This window comes from Stenotrophomonas nitritireducens, from assembly GCF_001700965.1.
Classification (GTDB): Bacteria; Pseudomonadota; Gammaproteobacteria; order Xanthomonadales; family Xanthomonadaceae; genus Stenotrophomonas; species Stenotrophomonas nitritireducens_A.
On the sequence record NZ_CP016756.1, the window covers coordinates 2,907,826 to 2,927,966 of the forward strand.

Below are 20,141 nucleotides of genomic sequence, written 5' to 3' on the forward strand. Positions count from 1 at the left end.
CGTTCCATGACCCATTACCGCTCCGCGCGCGCTCCCCGTCACGTGCTGTCGCATTGCCTGATGCTGGCGCTTGCTGCCTTGCCGTTGCTGGCCAGCGCGCAGGAGGCACCCGATGCCTTGAGCGTGCAGCTGACCCAGATCCGCGAGCAGTCCGACGCGAACAACCGCGCGGCCACCATTGCCCGCTACAGCGCGTTGCTGGCCGAGCATCCGGGCAACGGCGACGTGCTGCTGGCACGCGGCCGTACCTATGCCTGGGACGGCCAATACGCCGCCGCCGAGGCCGATCTGCAGCAGGTGGTGACCAACAGCCCGACCTATGCCGATGCCTGGTCGGCGCTGGGTGACATGTACCGCTGGAGCGACCGTCCGCAGCAGGCCGCCGATGCCTATACGCGCTGGGTGGAACTGGCGCCGCAGGATCCGGCGGCGCACATCGCGCGTGGCCGTGCGCTGCGCTCGCTCGGGCAGATCGCCGCGGCACGCGCCGACTTCGATACCGCCGCCACGTTGGGGGCTGATCCCAAGGAAATCGCCGAACTACGCACCAGCCTGCTGCCGCGCATGGCCAACCCCGATGCGGTGGCCGCCGATGGCTACCGCTGGGGCGCCAGCGTGGGCTGGGATCACACCCGCTTCAGCGGGGGGCGGGAGAGCTGGAACGACAACGACCTGAGCTTGCGTCGCTATTTCCGCCGTGGTTCGCTGGGGCTGGAACTGCTGCGCGCCGATCACTTCAACACCTCCGACACTGCTTGGGCGCTGGATGGCTACGTGCCGCTGTGGTCACGCGCCTACGCAAACCTGCGTTACCAGCGTGGCCCGTCCAGTGGCGTGCTGCCACGGCAGAGCTGGCGTGCGGAAGTGTTCCAGGGCGTGGGCAGCGGCTGGGAACTGTCGGCCAGCGTCGATCATCTGCGTTTCTCCGACAACACCGAGTTCTATGGCGTGGGCGTGGGCCGCTACGTGGGTAACTGGTACGGCCGCTACAAGCTGCAGCACGTGCCCGGCGTCGGCTCGGGCAGCTGGAGCCATCGCCTGCTGCTGCGCAACTATTACAAGGGCGATGCCGACAACTATCTGGAAGTCAGCGTCAGCAGTGGCCGCAGCACCGATCTGGATCGCTTCGGCACCGTAGTGCGTGACAGCAACGCAGCCATCGGCGTGGCGTGGCGGCACCAGGTCACGCCGAACTGGGGCTTCAAACTGGGCGCCGGTTATGCCGACGACAACGCCGGGTTTGACGAACAGCGCCTGTCCGGCTCCATCTATACGCGCTGGTAACGGAGCAGTTGACGATGATCTCCACGCATGACGGTGGCGCCTGGGCGCGCTTTTCCTCGGTATTCCCGGTGTTGCTGCTTGCGCAGCTGGTGTTGGTGGCCATGGCGGTGAGCAACGGCGTTGCCGGCGCCGGTGGCGGCGTGCAGGGCGGGGCAGTGGCCGGCATCGCCGTTGCGCAGGCGGTGTTGATGCTGCTGCGTGCGCTGCCGTTGTTGATGCTGTTGAGCGTGCCCTTGCTGATGATCAAACGGGCGCTGCCGCGTACCATTGCATTGGGCGTGCTGTGGTCGTTGTTCCTGGTGGTGCAGGTGCTGCTGGACCAGTATTTCCAGGTGGCCCATGTGCCGTTGGGTGCGGACCTGTTTGGCTACAGCGTGGCGGAAATCCGCACCACCCTGGCCGATGGCGCGCCGTTGGGGCTGCGCGGCGTGCTGGCGATGGCCTTGCCGCTGCTGGTGCTGTGGCTGGGCCTGGGGTGGCTGGCGCGGCGTGATGGGCGAGGCTCCACGGTGGGGAGCACGGTGCTGCTGGTTGCCGCCGGCATCGCCTGGATACTGCCGTTGCCTGCCGGCACCGTGGCCTTGAAGGATGTCGCCTCGCGCGATCTGGCCTGCAACAAGCTGGCCTGGTTCAGCGCCGATGTATGGCGCTGGTTCAAGGGAGAGGCGGATGTGGCGGTGGTGCCCAGCGCGGCGGCCAGCAACGAGCCGGCGTTGGACCCCGACTTCCCGTTCCTGCGCCAGGAGCAGACGCCGGACACCTTGGGTGCGTACTTCTCGCCCACCAGCGATGGCCGCCCGCCGAACGTGGTGCTGATCGTGGTGGAAGGCCTGGGCCGCTCGTTCTCCGGCCCGCAGGCGTCGCTGGGCAGCTTCACCCCGTTCCTCGATGAGCTGGCTGCGCGCAGCCTGTACTTCGACAATTTCCTGGCCAACCAGGGCCGCACCTTTGGCGTGCTGCCCACCCTGATCGGGTCGGCGCCGTTTGCCGATGAAGGCTTCACCGCGCTGGGCGAGCGCATGCCGCCGCATCCGGGCCTGTTCAGTGTGCTGCGCCAGCAGGGCTACAACACCGCCTTCTACAACGGCACCGATACCAGCTTCGATGACGAGCGCGGCTACATGCAGGGCCAGCAGGTGCAGACGCTGGTGGACATGAACAATTTCGGCGCTGCCTACCAGCGCAATCCGTTCAGCGCCTGGGGCTACCCGGACAAGGAACTGGTGTCGCGCGTGCTGGCCGACAACGACACGCTGCAGGCGCCGTTCCTGATGGCGATGCAGACCATCTCGATGCACACCAGCTACGAGTTCCCCGACCAGGATGTGTACCGCAAGCAGTTCGAGCAGCGCCTGCAGCAGTTGCAGGTGCCCGAAGCGCAGCGTGCCGGCTACCGCGCCAGCACCGACATCTACAGCACCATCCTGTACACCGATGAGCAGCTGCGCCGCTATTTCGCCTCGGTGGAAAAGACGCCCTGGTATGCCAACACCATTTTCGTGGTGACCGGCGACCACCGTCTGCCGGAGATTCCGATGGGTGAGCATATCGATCGCTATCACGTGCCGCTGATTATGTTCTCGCCGCTGCTCAAGCAGCCCCGGCGCATCCGCGCGGTGTCCTCGCAGCTGGACGTGACGCCGTCGCTGATGGCGCTGCTGTCCAACACCTATGGGCTGAAGCGGCCCGCGCAGACGGCGTGGCTGGGCACCGGCCTGGATATGGCCGAAACCTTCCGCAACACCCATCAGCTGCCGCTGAAGCAGACCAAGACCAGTGCGCCGGAATATCTTGCCGAACGCTGGTGGCTGCATGACGGCAAGGTGTACGAGTTGCAGGACGGCATGCACCTGGCCGAAACCGACGACGCCAGTGTGCGTGCCTGGGCCCAGCAGCGCCTGCAGCGTTACACCCAGGCCAATGCGATTTTCATGAAGAAGAACGCGCTGACGCCCGAAGGGCTGACCCCGAAACTGGTGGCTTACAGCGCGCCGGCAGCGCCCATGGAAGTGACGGCGGCGCCGGTGGCGCATGGCCTGTCGCTGGCGTCGGCCGAGCTGGCTCGCACCGCCGATGGCGTACAGCTCACCGCGGTATTCAGCAGCGGCGATGCCAAGCCCAGCCAGTTGTTCGTGCCGCTGGCGGTGATGTCCAGCGAGGACGGCCGCGAGCTGCAGGAAGTCTATGGTCAGGCCATGCAGCTGCCGCCCGCAGGCAGCCAGCAGGTGCAATTGCAGCTGCGCCTGCCGGAACAGTGCGGCGGCCATTGCTATGTGTCGGTATTCCCGTCCGATCCGGACACCGGCAAAGCCATCGGCCAGGGCCGTTATCACCTGCAGGTGGATGCAGGCGCAGCGGTGGAGAAGTCGCAATGACCCGGTTTTTCAGCCTGGGTGTGCTGGCAGCGCTGTGCCTGGTGCCGATGGCGCCAGCCGCTGCGGCCAGTCGCGCGATCTGGACCTGGGAGGCCGAGTCCTACGCGATGATCGAAGACCCGGCGGTGGCCGACGAAGCGGTGACGTACCTGAAGTCGCAGCGCATCGATACGGTGTATCTGTACGCCGACGCCTTCAAGGACCGCAACCTCATCGTCGAGCAGCCGCAGCTGTACCGTGCCTTCATCGAGCGCCTGCATGGCAAGGGGATGAAGGTGTATGCGCTGCTCGGTTCCTGGTACCTCAGCACGCAGAACTACGTGTTGCCCGAGTACCGCAAGGAGGCTGAAGCGATGTTCCGCCGGGTGGTGGAGTACAACGCATCAGTGCCGGAAACGGCGCGCTTCGACGGCGCCAACCTGGACATCGAGCCGCATATTCTCGACCAATGGGAAGACGACACCCGCGAAGACCTGCTGATCGGCTTCCTGGACATGAGTGCGGCGGTGATGCGCATCAAGCAGGAAACCGGCGCCACCTTGACGGTGGGCCCGGCCATCCCGTTCTGGCTGGACGGCATCGAGGTGGAATGGAACGGCCGCAGCCGGCCGGTCAGCGAGCACACCATCAACATCTACGATTACGTGGCGTTGATGGATTACCGCGACAAGGCCGAAGGCCCGGACAGCATCCTGTCGCACGCCGCCAGCGAGATCGCCTATGCCAACGAGGTTGGCAAGAAGGTGGTGATCGGCCTGGAAGTCTCATCCAATGACATCAACAAGGTCACCTTCGACGAAGAAGGGCCGAAGGTGTTCGAGCAGGAAGTACGCAAGGTGGAACGCGCACTGCGCAACGAGCCTTCGTTCGATGGCTTTGCGATCCACCATTACCGCGCCTACCGGCGTTGGGCAGGGCGCTACTGGAAGTAGCGGCCTCCGCATGGCACCGGCTTTTCTCCCTCCCTTTTGCGCAGCAAAGGGGAGGGCTGGGGAGGGGTGCTTTTGGGGCTCCATCACCGCAGCAAAATCGAGCTCGCAAGAATCCGTAGTAGTCACCTCTGCTGGTACTCCGGATCAATCGCGAAAAGCCCCCCTCCCCAACCCTCCCCTGCGCTATGCGCAAGGGAGGGGGCAGATGGCTGCGGGCCGCCGAGTCCGCAGCGCCGCCCGCTTTGCTCCACCCCTTTGCGCAGCAAAGGGCAGGGGCCTATGGCTGCAGGCTGCCGAGTCCGCGCGGTGCCCGCTTTGCCCCCTCCCTTTTGCACAGCAAAGGGGAGGGCTGGGGAGGGGTGCTTTTGAAGCTCCAACGCCCCGGAAAAAGGCCACGCCGTAGCCTGGGTAAGCGCAGCGCACCCGGGGTCCAAAAATGGCGGGGTCTTCCCGAAGGTGCGCCAACCACCCCGGGTGCGCTGCGCTTACCCGGGCTACGTTCATGCCTCATCCCGCGCACCACCGTTGTCATCCCGCGCTACGCGCAAGGAAGCGGCCAACACGTTGCGCTCCAGGGGAGGGGCTAAAACTGCCGCAGCCCGTACAATGCGCCGATGGCGACGGAGCAGATTGAAATCTCGGAACGATTGGCGATACCGGAAACGGAGATCGTCGAACGCTTCGTGCGCGCTTCCGGCGCGGGCGGGCAGAATGTCAATAAGGTTTCCACTGCGGTGGAGCTGCGGTTCGACATCGCCGGCTCGCCGTCCCTGCCCGAACCGCTGCGCGAGCGGCTGCTGGCCCGCCGCGACCGCCGGGTGACCAGCGAGGGCGTGCTGGTGATCGACGCGCAGCGCTTCCGTACCCAGGACCGCAACCGTCAGGATGCGCGCGAGCGGCTGGCCAGCTTCATCCAGGCCAGCCTCAGCGTGCCCAAACCCCGCGTTGCGACCAAGCCTTCCTACGGCTCCAAGCTGCGCCGTCTGGATCAGAAAAAAGAACGCGCGCAGGTCAAGCGCGGCCGTTCAACACGTAATTGGGAGTAGTGCTTGAGCAACACGCCGCCGATCGTTCCGGATCTTCCCGCCGCCATGCCGCAGCGCAAGAATGCCGCCTTCAGCCGTTGGCTGGGGCGCAGCATCCTGCGCATGGGCGGCTGGCATATCCGTGGGCCGATCCCGGACCTGGCCAAGGCGGTGGTGATCGCCGCGCCGCATTCGTCCAACTGGGACGGCCTGTGGGGGCTGGCGGCAAAGATGGCGCTGGGCCTGGAAGCGCGCATCCTCGGCAAGGACAAGCTGTTCTGGTGGCCGCTGAGCGTGCTGCTGCGCCGGCTCGGCGTGGTGCCGCTGGACCGCAGTTCGCCGCAGGGCACGGTGGGCCAGGCGGTGGCGATGATCCGCGACAGCGAGCAGGTCTGGTATGCGTTGGCGCCGGAGGGTACGCGCAAGCAGGTGACTGAATGGAAGGGCGGTTTCCTGAAGATCGCCCGCATGGCCGATGTGCCGATCATTCCCGCCTACTTCCATTATCCGGAGCGGGTGATCGGCTTCGGGCCGGTGTTCCATACCAGCGGTGATGATGTGGCCGACATGGCCGCCATCCGCCAGTGGTACCGGCAGTGGCAGGGCAAGAACCACAGCTCCAGCTGAGCCGCTGCCGACACATCCGGCGCTGGCCGGCGCCACCATCGGCACATGTCGGCGGGGCTGGATCGGAGTAGGGTGAAAGGCTGTTCGAAGCCCGTTCCCAAGGAGCCGTTTCATGTCGCGTACCGTTGTTCTGGCCGCCGCCATCAGCCTTGCGCTGGCCGCCTGTTCTGGCAAGGAGTCTACTGCCCCCGTGACCGCCAATACCCCCGCGCCGGCCGCCAATCCGGCCGATGCTTCCACCAACCCCTTCATGAGCGTCAGCACGCTGCCGTTCCAGGCGCCGGCCTTCGACAAGATCAAGGACAGCGACTACCTGCCGGCCTTCGAGGAAGGCATGCGCCAGCAGCTGGCGGAGATCAAGCAGATCACCGACAACACCCAGCCGGCCACCTTCGACAACACCTTGCTGCCGATGGAAAAATCCGGCGCCATCCTGGACCGCGTCAGCCGCGTGTTCTTCAGCGTGGTGCAGGCCGATACCAACCCGGAACGGCAGAAGATCCAGGAAGACGTGGTGCCCAAGCTGGCCGCGCACAGCGATGCCATCCGCCTGGATGCCAAGCTGTTCGAGCGCATCAAGGCCATCCATGACGGCCGCGCCGAAGCGGGCCTGGACCCGGAGCAGCTGCGCGTGGTCGAGGAAACCTACAAGGGCTTCGTCAAGGCCGGCGCGCAGCTCAGCGATACCGACAAGGAAACGCTGAAGCAGTACAACGCCGAGGAAGCTACCCTCGCCAATGACTTCCACAACAAGCTGGTTGCAGCCACTGCCGCCGGTGCGGTGGTCATCGACGACAAGGCGCAGCTGGCTGGCCTGTCCGATGGCGATATCGCCGCCGCCGAAGATGCCGCCAAGGGCCGCAAGCTCGATGGCAAGTGGGTGCTGAGCCTGCAGAACACCACCCAGCAGCCGGTGCTCGGCTCGCTGCAGGACCGCGACGTGCGCGCCAAGGTGCTGCAAGCCTCGGAAACCCGCACCGAGCACGGCGACGCCAACGACACCCGCAAGATCATCCAGCGCCTGGCCCAGCTGCGCGCGGCCAAGGCCAAGCTGCTCGGCTTCCCCAACTTCGCCGCCTACAACCTGACCGACCAGATGGCGCAGACGCCGGAGCACGCGCTCAAGCTGCTGACCGACACCGTGCCGGCGGCAACCGCCAAGGCGCGTGGCGAGCTGGCTGAAATCCAGAAGGTGATCGATGCGCAGAAGGGCGGCTTCAAGGCCACCGCGTCGGATTGGGACTTCTACGCCGAGCAGGTGCGCAAGGCCAAGTACGACCTGGACGAAGCGCAGATCAAGCCCTACTTCGAGCTGGACAACGTGCTGCAGAACGGCGTCTTCTTCGCCGCCAATCAGCTCTACGGCCTGACCTTCAAGGAGCGCAAGGACCTGCCGGTCTACCACCCGGACGTGCGCGTGTTTGAAGTCACCGATGCCAACGGCCAGCCGCTGGCGCTGTTCTACGCCGATTTCTACAAGCGTGACAGCAAGTCCGGCGGCGCCTGGATGGACGTGTTCGTCGAGCAGGACGGCCTGACCGGCACCAAGCCGGTGGTCTACAACGTCAGCAACTTCACCAAGCCCGCCGCCGGCCAGCCCGCGCTGCTGAGCTGGGACGACGTGACCACCATGTTCCACGAGTTCGGCCATGCCCTGCACGGCATGTTCTCCAACACCAAGTACCCCAGCGTGGCCGGCACCGGCGTGCCGCGTGACTTCGTCGAGTTCCCGTCGCAGTTCAACGAGCACTGGGCATCGGACCCGAAGGTGTTCGCCAACTACGCCAAGCACTACCAGACCAAGGCAGCGATGCCGCAGGAGCTGGTGGACAAGATCGCCAAGGCCAAGACCTTCAACCAGGGCTATATGACCACCGAGTACCTGTCGGCGGCACTGCTGGACCTGGCCTGGCATACGCAGGGCGCTGACGCACCGCTGCAGGACGTGGACAAGTTCGAAGCCGACGCGCTCAAGCGCTACAAGGTGGACCTGGCGCAGGTGCCGCCGCGTTACCGCAGCAGCTACTTCGACCACATCTGGGGCGGTGGTTATTCGGCCGGCTACTACGCCTATTTCTGGGCGGAAATGATCGACCACGACGCCTTCGAGTGGTTCAAGGAGAACGGTGGCCTTACCCGTGAGAACGGCCAGGTGTTCCGCGACAAGATCCTGTCGATCGGCAATACCCGCGACCTGGCAACGGCCTACCGCGATTTCCGCGGCAAGGACCCGAGCGTGGAGCCGCTGCTGCACAACCGCGGCTTGAAATAAGCCTAGGCGTGCAGGTGTAAAACGACGAACGGCAGGGGAAACCCTGCCGTTCGTGTTTGTACGTGTTGTTCTGCAGCTGCAGCGCGGGTGCGTGTTACTCGCAGCGCACTGCGGTGATCACATTGTTGGCGTCGACAAACACGCGCAGGCGGTCCTTGCGGATATCACGCGAAACAATGGTGGTCGGGCTGATCGGGTTGAGCAGGCCGGCGCCGCTTTCCTTCTTGAGCCGACGCACGGTGGGCTCATCGTTGACCGTGCCCACCGCCCATTGCAGTGACGAGTCGCTGCACAGGCCGAAGTTCGGGTCGGTATTGGCGACCGGCGGCGCGCTCACGCAGGCGCTCAGGGCAGTGGCCAGCAGGCCGCCGACCAGCAACGGGCGCAGCGCTGCGGCAGTGTGATGCAGTGTGATTGCAGGCATGGGGCGGATCCTCCATTCAAATATGCGCTGAGCATAGCAGCGGCCTGTCACCGGATATTTGTTTTTTTGGAATGCCAACTGCATCGAAGCTGAAAAATGAATAGCTGTTAGGATCATTCCGATTGCATCACTGACCTGACCCCGCCAAGGAAGCTCATCATGAAATCAGCAAAGCGATCCCTTATTGCCGCCTGTGCCACCTTGCTGGTCGGTATGGCAGGCCTGCAGCACGATGCCGATGCCTGCACCCGTTTCGTCTACCACGGCGCCGGCAATGAAATCTTCACCGGCCGCTCGATGGACTACAAGATCGACACCGGCACCCACCTGTGGATGTTCCCGCGCGGCATGCCGCGCACCGGCGAGACCGGCCCGGACACGCTGAAGTGGACCTCGCGCTATGGCAGCGTCATCGCCAGCGCCTACGATATTTCCACCACCGACGGCATGAACGAGGCCGGCCTGGTCGCCAACCTGCTGTGGCTGGCCGAATCCGAATACCCCGAGCGCAACAGCGGCAAGCCTGGCCTCGCAATCTCGGTGTGGACGCAGTACATGCTCGACAACTTCGCCACCGTTGAGGAAGCGGTAAAGGTGCTGAGCGCCGAGCCCTTCACCCTGGTCAGCGATGCAGCGCCCGGCGAGCAGCGCCTGGCCACGCTGCACCTGTCGCTGTCAGATGCCAGCGGCGACAGCGCCATCATCGAGTACATCAAGGGCAAGCAGGTCATTCATCACAGCCGCGACTACAAGGTGATGACCAACTCGCCGATCTTCGAAGAGCAGCTGGCACTGGAAAGTTATTGGCGGCAGATTGGTGGCACGGTGATGTTGCCGGGCACCAACCGCGCCTCGGACCGCTTCGCCCGCGCCGCGTTCTATATCGACGCCATTCCCAAGTCGACCGACCCGGTGGAATCCACCGCCAGCGTGTTCGGCGTGATCCGCAACGTGTCGGTGCCGTACGGCATCACCACCCCGGACCAGCCCAACATCTCCTCCACCCGCTGGCGCACGGTGTCCGACCAGTCGCGCATGCGCTACTACTTCGAGTCAGCGCTGGCGACCAATGTGTTCTGGGTGGACCTGAAGAAGATCGACTTCAGCGAGAAGGGCGGCAAGGTCAAGCGCCTGGACCTGGGCCCGCAGCAGCGCACCATCTATTCGGGTGAAGCCAACGCCCAGTTCAAGGAAACCAAGCCGTTCCGTTTCCTCGGCGTGTAATGCACAACCTGCGTGCCCGGCAAACCGGGCACGCGACATCCGGAGCTTCAATGAAAACCCGATTCAACCTCAAGCGGCCATGTTTGCCGCTGCTGTTGCTGGCGATGGGCGGCATTCCGCTTGCGCATGCGCAGGACAACAGCAATGACGACAGCTGGCGTTTCCAGGCCACGCCCTACGTGTGGATGAGTGGCATGGAAGGCCAGGTAAGGCCGTTCCGTGCTGCACCGATGGCCGACGTGGACAAGTCCTTCTCCGAGTTGATGGACAGCCTGGACGCGGCCGCCTTCATCACCGGCACCGCGCGCCGTGGTGACTTCGTACTGCAGGCCGATTTCACCCATGCATCGACCTCGGATTCGACGCCGCTGCCGATGGGCCTGGCAGCGAAGGTGAAAGTGCGCCAGACCTCGGTGACTGCGACGGCGGGTTATGCCTGGATGGCGACCGAGCGCACCGGCATCGATCTGCTGGCTGGTGTCCGCTATTGGGACATCAGCGCCGCGGTGAACGTACCGGGGCTGGTATCGGCGCGTTCGGATTCCTCCTTCGTCGACCCGATTGCCGGCGTGCGCTGGCGGCAGGCGCTGACGCCGCGCTGGAGCAGCATTGCCTACGTGGATGTAGGCGGTTTTGGTGTGGGCTCGGATTCCACCTGGCAGCTGTTGGCCTTGGCCAACTATCAGGCCACCGACAAGCTGTTCGTCTCGATGGGCTACCGCCACCAGAGCCTGGACTACCGCGACAACGGCAAGCGCCTGGACGTATCCCTGTCCGGCCCGATGCTGGGCGTGACCTACCAGTTCGGCGCAGCGCGATAAGGCCCAAAGCCTGAAAGCCCCTCTCCCCTCGGGAGAGGGGTTGGGGTGAGGGTAGGAGCGAAGCCCCTCTGGAAATCATTCATGCAGGTGCTTCGCTCGCACCCTCATCCGCCCTCCGGGCACCTTCTCCCAAGGGGAGAAGGAAAGCGCTGAAAGCCCCTCTCCCCCCGGGAGAGGGGTTGGGGTGAGGGAAGGGGGCGAAGCCCCCCGCAATCATCGATGCAGGTGCTCCGCACCAACCCTCATCCGCCCTCCGGGCACCTTCTCCCAAGGGGAGAAGGAAAGCGCTGGAAGCCCCTCTCCCCCCGGGAGAGGGGTTGGGGTGAGGGTAGGGGGCGAAGCCCTCCGCAAGCATCGATGCGGGTGCTTCGCACCAGCCCTCATCCGCCCTCCGGGCACCTTCTCCCAGGGGGAGAAGGGAAGCGCTGGAAGCCCCTCCCCCCCGGGAGAGGGGTTGGGGTGAGGGTAGGGAGCGAAGCCCGCTGGAATCATCAATGCAGGTGCTCCGCACCGACCCTCATCCGCCCTCCGGGCACCTTCTCCCGAGGGGAGAAGGGAAGCGCTAGAAGCCCCTCTCCCCCCGGGAGAGGGGTTGGGGTGAGGGTAGGGAGCGAAGCCCCTCTGGAAATCATTCATGCAGGTGCTTCGCCCGCACCCTCATCCGCCCTCCGGGCACCTTCTCCCGAAGGGAGAAGGGTCAGGCTTCAAGCATCACTCCGCCTCGTTCGGATCAGCCTTCCAATAACCGGTAGCGCGGATCCAATCCTTCGGCACCTGCAGATGCCCTTCGACAAACTTGCGCATCATCCGCGCACGCTTGGACTCGGTGGCAATCCAGTAATGCGTGTCGCCATCGGGCTGCTCGAAATCGACCAACGCGTCTTCCAGCAAGGTGCTGCTGGCCGCATCAAAGCCATTGCGCTCGAACCACGACACCGTCACCTGCGCTGCACTCTCCAGCGGCTGCCGATCGCCTTCTTCCGGGATCTCGATGAACACCTCGGCCTGCGCGCCTTCCGGCAATTCCTCCAAGCGCCGCGCAATCGCCGGCAACGCAGTCTCATCGCCAATCAGCACATAGCAGTCGAAATCATCGGCCACCACGTGCGAGCCGCGCGGGCCGGCCACCACCAGCTCATCGCCTACCTCGGCATTGGCCGCCCAACTGGTGGCCGGGCCATCGCCGTGCAGCACGAAGTCCAGCACCAGCTCGCCGGCATCGGCATCGTAGAAACGCGGCGTGTAATCGCGCGCCGGCGACGGCTGCTTGCCTTGCGGGTAACGCGGGCCCTGTTCGGTCAGTTCGGGCAATACAAACTCGCCCTCGGCATTGGCGAAAAACAGCTTTACGTGGTCATCCGGCGAGCGGCTGTCAAAGCCTTCCAGTGCGGCGCCGCCAACAACAATGCGCTGCATGTTCGGGGTCAGGCGTTCAGCGCGCAGCACCTGCAGCTGGCGGAAACGCGGGGTCATGCGGATCAATTGGGTTTCATGCTGTGACATGGGGGTACCTGTGGTCAGTGTCGGCAGGGCCGGGGTGACCTGGCTGGATCGCTCTGGCTGGGTCGTAAGGTGCAACGGTGATGCGGATCAGTTTTCCTGCGATTGCTGTTGCACCAAGTCGGTGGCTTCGGCAATCAGGGCGGCGATGCGGGCCACGTCCGGCGCCTGCCATTCGCCCTTGCGCAACATCAGCGCGTGGGTGAACTGATGCATGGCATCGCGCAGTGGCGCCGGCAGGCTCTCCCGGGCGATGACGCGGGAGTTGTGGCGCGCGCGCATGCGGGCGGTCTCCACGTCCTCGGCGCGCAGCTTGAGCTGGGCCTGGCCCAGGCTGGTGATGTGGTAGCGCTTGCGCCCGCCATCTTCCTCGGCGCTTACCCAGCGCTGGCTCTCGAAATCGGCCAGCAGCGGGTACACCGAGCCCGGGCTGGGGGTGTACACCCGCACGAACATCTCGCTGATCTGCTGGATCAGCTCATAGCCATGGCGGGGCTGTTCGCCGATCAGCGACAGCAGCAGCAGACGCAGATCGCCACGGCCGAGGGGGCGTGGGGTGGGGCGGCGGCGGGGTTCGGTGGGGTTCATCAGAGGTTTTCGATATATCGAAATTGCGCAAAACGATATATCGAAACCGCCACGAGCACAAACGAGCCTGCGGCATTTGGGACGGTGCAGACCAAGGGGGCTTGCATTCCGTACCCCGTGTTGCATTGCAGCATTGCCGGTCTGTCACTGCGCTGACCCTTGCCGATGGCAACTTCGCCCGGTGTTTCGCGCCATTAAGCGTTTGCAGCGGGGTGCCGGCACTGTCCACGGGTGTCCTTGCAGGTGCATGCGGCATGTCGCCAACTGTCTTGCAGACACTGGCTTTTCCCGCCCCATACGCATGCGTAGCCAGCTTGGGAACGTGGCGGGTGCGCTACACTTTGGGGCTCAAAATAACGACAAGCGCGCGCGTGCGTGCAGTAACTGGGAGCGCTAATGAACTGGTTGAACGAGATGCTTAACAACGATACGAACCCCCTGGAAACCCAGGAGTGGATCGAGTCGTTGAAGGCCGTTATCGATGTCGAGGGCCCCGAGCGCGCGCATCAGTTGCTGGAAGGCATGGTTGAACTGACCCGTCGTTCGGGTGCATTCCTGCCGTTCTCGCCCACGACCGAATACGTCAACACCATCGAGCCGCAGCTGGAAGCCAAGAGCCCCGGCAATGCGGAGCTGGAATGGCGCATCCGCTCCATCATCCGTTGGAACGCGATGGCCACCGTGGTGCGCGCCAACCGCAAACCGGGCGACCTGGGCGGCCACATCGCCTCGTTCGCCTCCGGCGCCACCTTGTATGACGTGGGCTTCAACCACTTCTGGCGCGCGCCCAGCGACAACCACCCGGGCGATCTGCTGTTCATCCAGGGCCACAGCGCCCCGGGTATCTATGCGCGTTCCTTCCTGGAAGGCCGCATCAGCGAGCAGCAGCTGGACAAGTTCCGCATGGAAGTGGATGGCGGCGGTCTGTCGTCCTATCCGCACCCGTGGCTGATGCCCGATTACTGGCAGACCCCGACCGTGTCGATGGGCCTGGGCCCGCTGGCTGCCATCTACCAGGCGCAGTTCCTGCGTTACCTGGAAAACCGCGGCCTGATCGAGAAGAGCGACCGCAAGGTGTGGTGCTTCATCGGCGACGGCGAGTCGGACGAGCCGGAAACCCTGGGCGCGATTGCGCTGGCCGGCCGCGAAGGCCTGGACAACCTGATCTTCGTGGTCAACTGCAACCTGCAGCGCCTTGATGGCCCGGTGCGTGGCAACGGCAAGATCATCCAGGAACTGGAAGGCGTGTTCCGTGGCGGCGGCTGGAACGTGATCAAGCTGCTGTGGGGCGGTTACTGGGATGCCCTGCTGGCCAAGGACACCAATGGCGTCCTGAAGAAGCTGATGATGGAAACCGTCGACGGCGAGTACCAGAACTGCAAGGCCTTCGGCGGCGCATATACGCGTGAGCATTTCTTCGGCAAGTACCCGGAAACCGCAGCCATGGTTGCCGGCCTGTCCGACGACGACATCTGGCGCCTGAACCGTGGCGGCCACGATCCGCACAAGGTGTACGCCGCCTACCACCAGGCCGTGAACACCAAGGGCATGCCGACCGTGATCCTGGCCAAGACGGTCAAGGGCTACGGCATGGGCAGCGCTGGCGAAGCGCTCAACCCCACCCACCAGACCAAGAAGCTGGACGACGAATCGGTCAAGCACTTCCGCGATCGCTTCAACATTCCGGTTACCGACGAGCAGCTCAAGGACGGCCAGGTGCCGTTCTACCACCCGGGCCCGGATTCGCCGGAAATGAAGTACCTGCAGGAGCGTCGTGCAGCGCTGGGCGGCTACCTGCCGCAGCGTCGCCAGAAGGCCGACAAGTCCTTCATCGCACCGAAGCTGGAAACCTACGAGCGCCTGCTCAAGGAATCTGGCGAGCGCACCTATTCCACCACCATGGCCTTCGTGCAGACGCTGAACATCAGCCTGCGTGACAAGGAGCTGGGCCCGCGCCTGGTGCCGATCGTCGCCGACGAAGCGCGTACCTTTGGTATGGAAGGCCTGTTCCGCCAGATCGGCATCTACGCTCCGTACGGCCAGAAGTACAAGCCGGTCGACGCCGACCAGCTCATGTACTACCGCGAAGACCAGAGCGGCCAGGTGCTGCAGCAGGGCATCAGCGAGCCGGGTGCCATGTCCTCGTGGATGGCGGCCGGTACCAGCTACTCGGTCAGCAACGTGCCGATGCTGCCGTTCTACATCTACTACTCGATGTTCGGCTTCCAGCGCATTGGCGACATTGCCTGGCAGGCAGCGGACATGCGTACCCGCGGCTTCCTGCTCGGCGGCACCGCCGGCCGCACCACGCTGAACGGTGAAGGCCTGCAGCACGAAGATGGCTTCAGCCACATCGTTGCTGGCGGCATTCCGAACGTGCGCAGCTACGACCCGACCTTCGGTTTCGAAGTAACCGTCATCCTCCAGCACGGCACCAAGGCCATGATGGAAGACCAGATCGACGAGTACTACTACATCACCCTGATGAACGAGAACTACGCCCACCCGGCCATGCCGGAAGGCGCAGCCGAAGGCATCATCAAGGGCATGTACCTGCTCACCGACGCCGGCAAGCCGAAGAAGGGCGAGCTGCGCGTGCAGCTGCTGGGCAGCGGCACCATCCTGCGCGAGGCCATTGCAGCGGCCGAACTGCTGGACAAGGATTTCGGTGTTACCGCCGACATCTGGAGCTGCCCGAGCTTCAACGAACTGCGTCGCGATGGTTTCGACGCCGAGCGTTGGAACCGCCTGCACCCGGAAGCCGAAGCCCGCAAGCCCTACGTCACCCAGCTGCTGGAAGGTCGCCAGGGCCCGGTCATCGCCGCAACCGACTACGTGCGCGCCTACACCGACCAGATCCGCGCCTTCGTGCCGGCAACGTACTCGGTATTGGGCACGGACGGCTTCGGTCGCTCGGATACCCGCGCCAACCTGCGTCGCTTCTTCGAGGTTGACCGTTATTACATCGCGCATGCGGCCATTGCGGCGCTTGCGAAGGATGGGAAGATGACGGCGAAGGATGTCGCCCGGGCTATCAAGCAGTATGGGATTGATCCTGAGAAGGCTAATCCTGTTGGGGTTTGATGTAGAGTTAAGAACTTAGCATCTGCGGAAGAGGTAGCCTAGGAGTGGGCTGCCTCTTTCGTTTCGACGATGCAGCTTGCGGTTTGGGCATATGGTGTGATTAGCGATGTGAGGCTGCCTAGCCACCTTTTCCAATTCTTGTCAGGGAGAAGAATTGGTCAGTGAACCCTTCTAAAGCCTCGAAGTTTGATGGCTGAGCCCGGTGTTTGGAGTGATGCGTAAGTGTGCGCATGATCCAAAATCTTACGAGAGCGATTCCTCCCTCCGGGATACTGATTAAGAATTGACCAAGCGGCCTCAAGAGTGGCCGATGACGATTCTGGTACTTCCTGACAATGAAGCTTGACCAACCGTCCGAACTTGTTAAAGTCGCCGGCACTTTCCGAGAATAGGCCGGCTAATTGCTGCCATGCCTCTAAGTGAGCTTTGTCGATTAACAGCAGAGAGGTGCATAGCTCCCTTTCTACAAGAAGAGAATTCAGTCCGCGTAGTAATAGGGTTTCATCGCGCTTAATGCACGGGCCGAAGGTGCAAAGCTTCTCTGCAACTTGTTGGAGAGTTGGTCTGGTTTTTCGATTTACTGCAATGCGCATCCGGAATATGGCTTTTGAATTTCTTGGGTAGTTCCCTATCGAAATCGCCGTTTCCACGATCTCGGGTAACCTTGTGAGCGCATCTGCGACACATTCAATCGGGTCTCCGCTGATGCGAATCACGCCCAGCGCTTCGCAGTAAGCTTTCCAATCAAAGGTCGCGTCCGCTTCGCGAGAAGACGTGCGTAGCGCTCTCGCGAATGCTCTAAGGGACTTTCCTAGTTTGGTGTTTGGACCAGGAAGGATTTGATCACGAAACCCCTGCCAGAGCTCACCTACTGTATTGATTCCTAGGGCCTGAAAATCGGCAAGTGCAATTTCACAAGGAAAAGCGGAGATCGGAGCTTCTTCGATTTGTACTGGGAGTGGAGCGAGAAAATCGCAGCCTTCGCGAATCTGTGACGCAAGGCCAAAAGGAAGTGACGCCTTGCTCGTAAGTACAGCTAGTATGAGGGGCAGGTTCGCTAGGACCGTCGAATGTGGAACGTCCCAAACGCAATGAAGTCCGTGGACAAAGTCATAGAGGCTAACCTCGCCCTCGGCGGGAAAATGATCCCTCGCTCTATGCCAATAGTCAATGAAATCGGCCCTAAGTGCGAGCTTTGATGCATTCTTGGGTGATCCAGAAAACAAGTCCGATAACGATGAGAGCATTTTCTTCTCTCGTTGCCTGACTCGTTCACGGGTCACCTTTGAGAAGGAGGCAGTCGCGACCCCTTCCAGTGTCATTCTCTCCTCGGGATACTTTAATACTCTATTTTCGAGAATTAAGGTGTCAATATCAGATCCCCTCGATGAAATGAAGGCAGTGAGAACTTCCGGAATCGAGGACAAGAATGAATGGCCGTCAGCTATCGGCTGTCTAGGAAAAAATGTGGCAAGACTGTCGCATCTGATGGGTTTATGATGTTCGTTATCTTTGATCGATGGTGCGATATCGAACAGCTCTATTTCTTGGAACTTTTCCCAATCTACATTCCCATCTTCATCGAGAAGGCTCTCAATAAGTAGGAGCCTATGTCGTAGGACATGAATTTCATGATGCTCAAGCTTTGTCTTTTTGTTCAGGAAGCCGGGAGTGATTGCAATTCTGCTTAATAAATCGCCCAGCGAATTAATGTTGCTGTCTTTAAGGCGTCTTTCAATTTCTCCGATTCTCAGTACGTCTAACGAGATCAGATGCTGACTTGGATCTAGGCGGAAGAATAGAGCGTCATCTATCACTAGTGAACCTTTCGCCAGCCGGTGAGTACTACGCGGCGGCGGTGTGTGTGTATTTCCGGTTTTATAGAGCGTTCGAGGCGCACAGAAAAGTGCCTCGGCTCAGACGAGGAGGTGAAAACAAGAGAGTCTCCGTGAGCGGCGTTGACTGACTTGAAGTACTTTGTGAGGTGGGTAATCCTATATTCGTTTCGAGTACCGCCAGGGGTGTGCAGCTTATTGTTGTAGTAAACAAACCTAAGTCTCCACTCTTTTAGTTCTTCATCCACGCACGAGATCCAAGCGTCTGGGTTAAGGTGGCTTGGGTCTAGCTTTCCAAAGAATCCAACCAACTCAGGGTCCCCCTTAGGGACAAGAATGCCAGCTTGGTGACTTCCAGTGGATCCAATGTCGTTTGCGCTCAACTGCTTGATAAACGTGGTCATCAAATATCCGTTACGGGGCTGATGATGAGCGCCCTTGCAATATCGTCTTGAATTGGGCGCCAGTGGGGTACGGCCTCTTCGCCAAGCTCCCTTCGCTCTTGGGCCCGCTGAAGCATAATTTCTTCGACCGTGCTGACGTAGTAGAGATGGTAGATGCTCACGGGCGCGGTCTGTCCTCTTCGATGCGCGCGCGCACTGGCTTGTGCCTCAAGTGCAGGATTCCACATTTGAGTGAAGTGAATAACGACCGTTGCTGCCGTAATATTAAGTCCAGCTCCCGCAGCTTTGGGGTTCAGTACTAGAACCGCGTCTCCGTCGTGCTTTGAGAATTCATCTACAATTAACTGGCGGTCTACTTGGGGTGTAGAGCCATTGATTGAGTTCCAGTAAATGTCGCGAGAAGGGCGCATCCTGTTGCGAATGACTGAGTTGCATTCGTTATAGCTTGCAAAGATAAGCACCTTTCGATTATTGGCGAATGCTTCTTGAATAATCTCAATGGTACGCGCTAGTTTTGGCGTTATTTTACTTCGATCTGAGTTGATGCGTGTATTAGCGACGTTTTCCCGATACGAATCTGTTTCATTTTTTAGTAGCGATGGGTGTGCACAAAATATCTGAAGCTGCCCTGTAGCAACCATGGAGCCAGCAATTGGATAGGTTGCAATTGTTTCGATTCTGACAGCTTCATAGGCGTCAGCTAGGTCTGGGGTGAGCTCCAAAGGAACAATAATATCAATTCGATCCGGTAAATCTTGAGCAACGTCGGTCACGCGTCGCTTGAGAACGATTGGGGCAGTGATTGCGGCGAGAGATGAGGCTGCCGATTCCGTGTTTGGATACTTGGCGTCGAAATTGGCACGCGAACCCAATAGCCCGGGAATCGCTAGGTCAATAAGGGACCATATGTCAAGAAGTTGGGTCTCTATTGGAGTGCCGGTCATGGGCACTGTTCTTGTTCTTGGAATCTGCGCTATCGACTTCCGCCTCGCTGAATCCGGATTCTTGAGGGCCTGGGCCTCGTCACAGATCATCCACGACCAATTAACTGCCTTAAAGAGTACTAGGTCATTGACCACGGTGTCATACGTCGAAATAACGATCTCTGCGCCAAGAAGGTGCCGGGGCAAGGTCCCCCGTAGTGCGCCTCTATGAACTGAAACGCTGAGGCTCGGAGCAAATCTATCTGCTTCCCTTTGCCAGTTGGCAATAAGCGTGGTTGGACAAATTATAAGTGCAGGTTGGGTTGGCGTTGGACGAACTTGCAATAGTAGCGCGAGAATCTGTAGAGTTTTCCCAAGCCCCATTTCGTCGGCAAGGATGAAACCGTTGAGCCTCTCTGCAACATGAGCCATCCAAGCTACCCCCCGCGCCTGGTAATCGTAAAGTTTCGCATTCAATCCTTCAGGCGAATGCGGGGGGGCGCCGAGATTGCTGAGCTCGGACGCTGGTACCAAGACGGATTCTTCAATTTCGACGCTAATGTTCTGATTAACCGATGCACTTAGATGCAGAACGTCAGGGAAGGATAGATTTAAAGGATTCCGTCCATCAAGAATTGACCGAGCAACAACACCCGAGTCCACAGGTAGCGCAAAGATCACGTCGGCGTCGGCAGCCCAGTTGCAATCAACTGTTGCCGCCTTCAAGAATCTGCGCCCTGCTGTCCTTGTAGCATGATATCCGCCAAGTTCTGCAACGTAGCTTAGTCCGACTCTCGTGATTCGGAGCACTGGCGCTAGCACC

15 protein-coding genes are annotated in these 20,141 nt (G+C 61.6%); 9 read left to right on the forward strand and 6 right to left on the reverse strand.

What is annotated here, in order from left to right:
* The first annotated feature begins 6 nt into the window (after window positions 1-6).
* The 6 genes from BCV67_RS12305 to dcp all read left to right on the forward strand — a co-directional run bounded on the left by BCV67_RS12305 (window position 7) and on the right by dcp (window position 8,515).
* Window positions 7-1,284 carry a YaiO family outer membrane beta-barrel protein gene (locus tag BCV67_RS12305; RefSeq protein ID WP_065868113.1) on the forward strand — a complete coding sequence of 426 codons (1,278 nt, stop codon included), beginning with the start codon at window positions 7-9 and terminating at the stop codon, window positions 1,282-1,284.
* A gap of 14 nt (window positions 1,285-1,298) precedes the next feature.
* On the forward strand, window positions 1,299-3,659 hold the full coding sequence (locus tag BCV67_RS12310) for an LTA synthase family protein (protein WP_062169604.1): 2,361 nt from the start codon (window positions 1,299-1,301) through the stop codon (window positions 3,657-3,659).
* Entirely contained in the window at window positions 3,656-4,591 is a 936-nt protein-coding gene (locus tag BCV67_RS12315) for a hypothetical protein (protein ID WP_062169602.1), read from the forward strand. Before BCV67_RS12310 ends, BCV67_RS12315 begins: the two co-directional genes overlap by 4 nt.
* Window positions 4,592-5,205: 614 nt before the next feature.
* Complete coding sequence (gene arfB / locus BCV67_RS12320; protein WP_057630429.1) at window positions 5,206-5,637, forward strand: alternative ribosome rescue aminoacyl-tRNA hydrolase ArfB; 432 nt, start codon at window positions 5,206-5,208, stop codon at window positions 5,635-5,637.
* A 3-nt stretch (window positions 5,638-5,640) separates the two neighbouring features.
* Window positions 5,641-6,243, forward strand: a complete 603-nt coding sequence (locus tag BCV67_RS12325; protein WP_062169600.1) for a lysophospholipid acyltransferase family protein — start codon at window positions 5,641-5,643, stop codon at window positions 6,241-6,243.
* 112 nt (window positions 6,244-6,355) lie between these two features.
* Entirely contained in the window at window positions 6,356-8,515 is a 2,160-nt protein-coding gene (gene dcp, locus BCV67_RS12330; protein WP_062169598.1) for a peptidyl-dipeptidase Dcp, read from the forward strand.
* A 94-nt stretch (window positions 8,516-8,609) separates the two neighbouring features.
* On the opposite strand, the gene BCV67_RS12335 is transcribed toward dcp, so the two are convergent.
* Window positions 8,610-8,939 (reverse strand): hypothetical protein, encoded by a 330-nt coding sequence (locus tag BCV67_RS12335; RefSeq protein WP_062169596.1) that lies wholly within the window; start codon window positions 8,937-8,939, stop codon window positions 8,610-8,612.
* Window positions 8,940-9,098: 159 nt separating this feature from the next.
* Here BCV67_RS12335 and BCV67_RS12340 point away from each other — a divergent pair, with 159 nt between their 5' ends.
* Together BCV67_RS12340 and BCV67_RS12345 are read left to right on the forward strand one after the other, a co-directional pair.
* Window positions 9,099-10,163 carry a linear amide C-N hydrolase gene (locus BCV67_RS12340; RefSeq protein WP_062169594.1) on the forward strand — a complete coding sequence of 355 codons (1,065 nt, stop codon included), beginning with the start codon at window positions 9,099-9,101 and terminating at the stop codon, window positions 10,161-10,163.
* A gap of 50 nt (window positions 10,164-10,213) precedes the next feature.
* Entirely contained in the window at window positions 10,214-10,984 is a 771-nt protein-coding gene (locus BCV67_RS12345; RefSeq protein WP_062169592.1) for a hypothetical protein, read from the forward strand.
* A 711-nt stretch (window positions 10,985-11,695) separates the two neighbouring features.
* Here the strand turns inward: BCV67_RS12345 and BCV67_RS12350 are convergent.
* Both BCV67_RS12350 and BCV67_RS12355 read right to left on the reverse strand, forming a co-directional pair.
* Window positions 11,696-12,487: a siderophore-interacting protein gene (locus tag BCV67_RS12350; RefSeq protein WP_062169590.1), complete on the reverse strand. Its 792-nt coding sequence runs from the start codon at window positions 12,485-12,487 to the stop codon at window positions 11,696-11,698.
* A gap of 87 nt (window positions 12,488-12,574) precedes the next feature.
* Window positions 12,575-13,072, reverse strand: a complete 498-nt coding sequence (locus tag BCV67_RS12355) for a PadR family transcriptional regulator (RefSeq protein WP_062169588.1) — start codon at window positions 13,070-13,072, stop codon at window positions 12,575-12,577.
* 396 nt (window positions 13,073-13,468) lie between these two features.
* On the opposite strand from BCV67_RS12355, the gene aceE reads away from it, so the two are divergent.
* Window positions 13,469-16,156, forward strand: a complete 2,688-nt coding sequence (gene aceE / locus BCV67_RS12360; protein ID WP_057629774.1) for a pyruvate dehydrogenase (acetyl-transferring), homodimeric type — start codon at window positions 13,469-13,471, stop codon at window positions 16,154-16,156.
* Between the two features lie 158 nt (window positions 16,157-16,314).
* Here the strand turns inward: aceE and BCV67_RS20135 are convergent, their stop codons facing one another.
* Genes BCV67_RS20135 through BCV67_RS12365 form a run of 3 tightly spaced genes read right to left on the reverse strand, consistent with a single transcriptional unit; the run spans window position 16,315 to window position 20,044 of the window.
* A complete protein-coding gene (locus BCV67_RS20135; protein ID WP_156455876.1) occupies window positions 16,315-17,973 on the reverse strand; it encodes a hypothetical protein in 1,659 nt (552 codons plus the stop codon).
* Entirely contained in the window at window positions 17,973-18,395 is a 423-nt protein-coding gene (locus tag BCV67_RS20715) for an EcoRII N-terminal effector-binding domain-containing protein (RefSeq protein WP_082746624.1), read from the reverse strand. Before BCV67_RS20715 ends, BCV67_RS20135 begins: the two co-directional genes overlap by 1 nt.
* Window positions 18,395-20,044, reverse strand: a complete 1,650-nt coding sequence (locus BCV67_RS12365) for a DEAD/DEAH box helicase (protein ID WP_062169585.1) — start codon at window positions 20,042-20,044, stop codon at window positions 18,395-18,397. Before BCV67_RS12365 ends, BCV67_RS20715 begins: the two co-directional genes overlap by 1 nt.
* Window positions 20,045-20,141: the final 97 nt, after the last annotated feature.

Excerpts from the sequence above, each read along its gene's own strand:
- BCV67_RS12305 (WP_065868113.1), top strand. The coding sequence starts at position 7 with ATGACCCATTACCGCTCCGCGCGCGCTCCCCGTCACGTGCTGTCGCAT.
- BCV67_RS12310 (WP_062169604.1), top strand. The coding sequence starts at position 1,299 with ATGATCTCCACGCATGACGGTGGCGCCTGGGCGCGCTTTTCCTCGGTA.
- BCV67_RS12315 (WP_062169602.1), top strand. The coding sequence starts at position 3,656 with ATGACCCGGTTTTTCAGCCTGGGTGTGCTGGCAGCGCTGTGCCTGGTG.
- arfB (WP_057630429.1), top strand. The coding sequence starts at position 5,206 with ATGGCGACGGAGCAGATTGAAATCTCGGAACGATTGGCGATACCGGAA.
- dcp (WP_062169598.1), top strand. The coding sequence starts at position 6,356 with ATGTCGCGTACCGTTGTTCTGGCCGCCGCCATCAGCCTTGCGCTGGCC.
- BCV67_RS12335 (WP_062169596.1), bottom strand. The coding sequence starts at position 8,939 with ATGCCTGCAATCACACTGCATCACACTGCCGCAGCGCTGCGCCCGTTG.
- BCV67_RS12340 (WP_062169594.1), top strand. The coding sequence starts at position 9,099 with ATGAAATCAGCAAAGCGATCCCTTATTGCCGCCTGTGCCACCTTGCTG.
- BCV67_RS12345 (WP_062169592.1), top strand. The coding sequence starts at position 10,214 with ATGAAAACCCGATTCAACCTCAAGCGGCCATGTTTGCCGCTGCTGTTG.
- BCV67_RS12350 (WP_062169590.1), bottom strand. The coding sequence starts at position 12,487 with ATGTCACAGCATGAAACCCAATTGATCCGCATGACCCCGCGTTTCCGC.
- BCV67_RS12355 (WP_062169588.1), bottom strand. The coding sequence starts at position 13,072 with ATGAACCCCACCGAACCCCGCCGCCGCCCCACCCCACGCCCCCTCGGC.
- aceE (WP_057629774.1), top strand. The coding sequence starts at position 13,469 with ATGAACTGGTTGAACGAGATGCTTAACAACGATACGAACCCCCTGGAA.
- BCV67_RS20715 (WP_082746624.1), bottom strand. The coding sequence starts at position 18,395 with ATGACCACGTTTATCAAGCAGTTGAGCGCAAACGACATTGGATCCACT.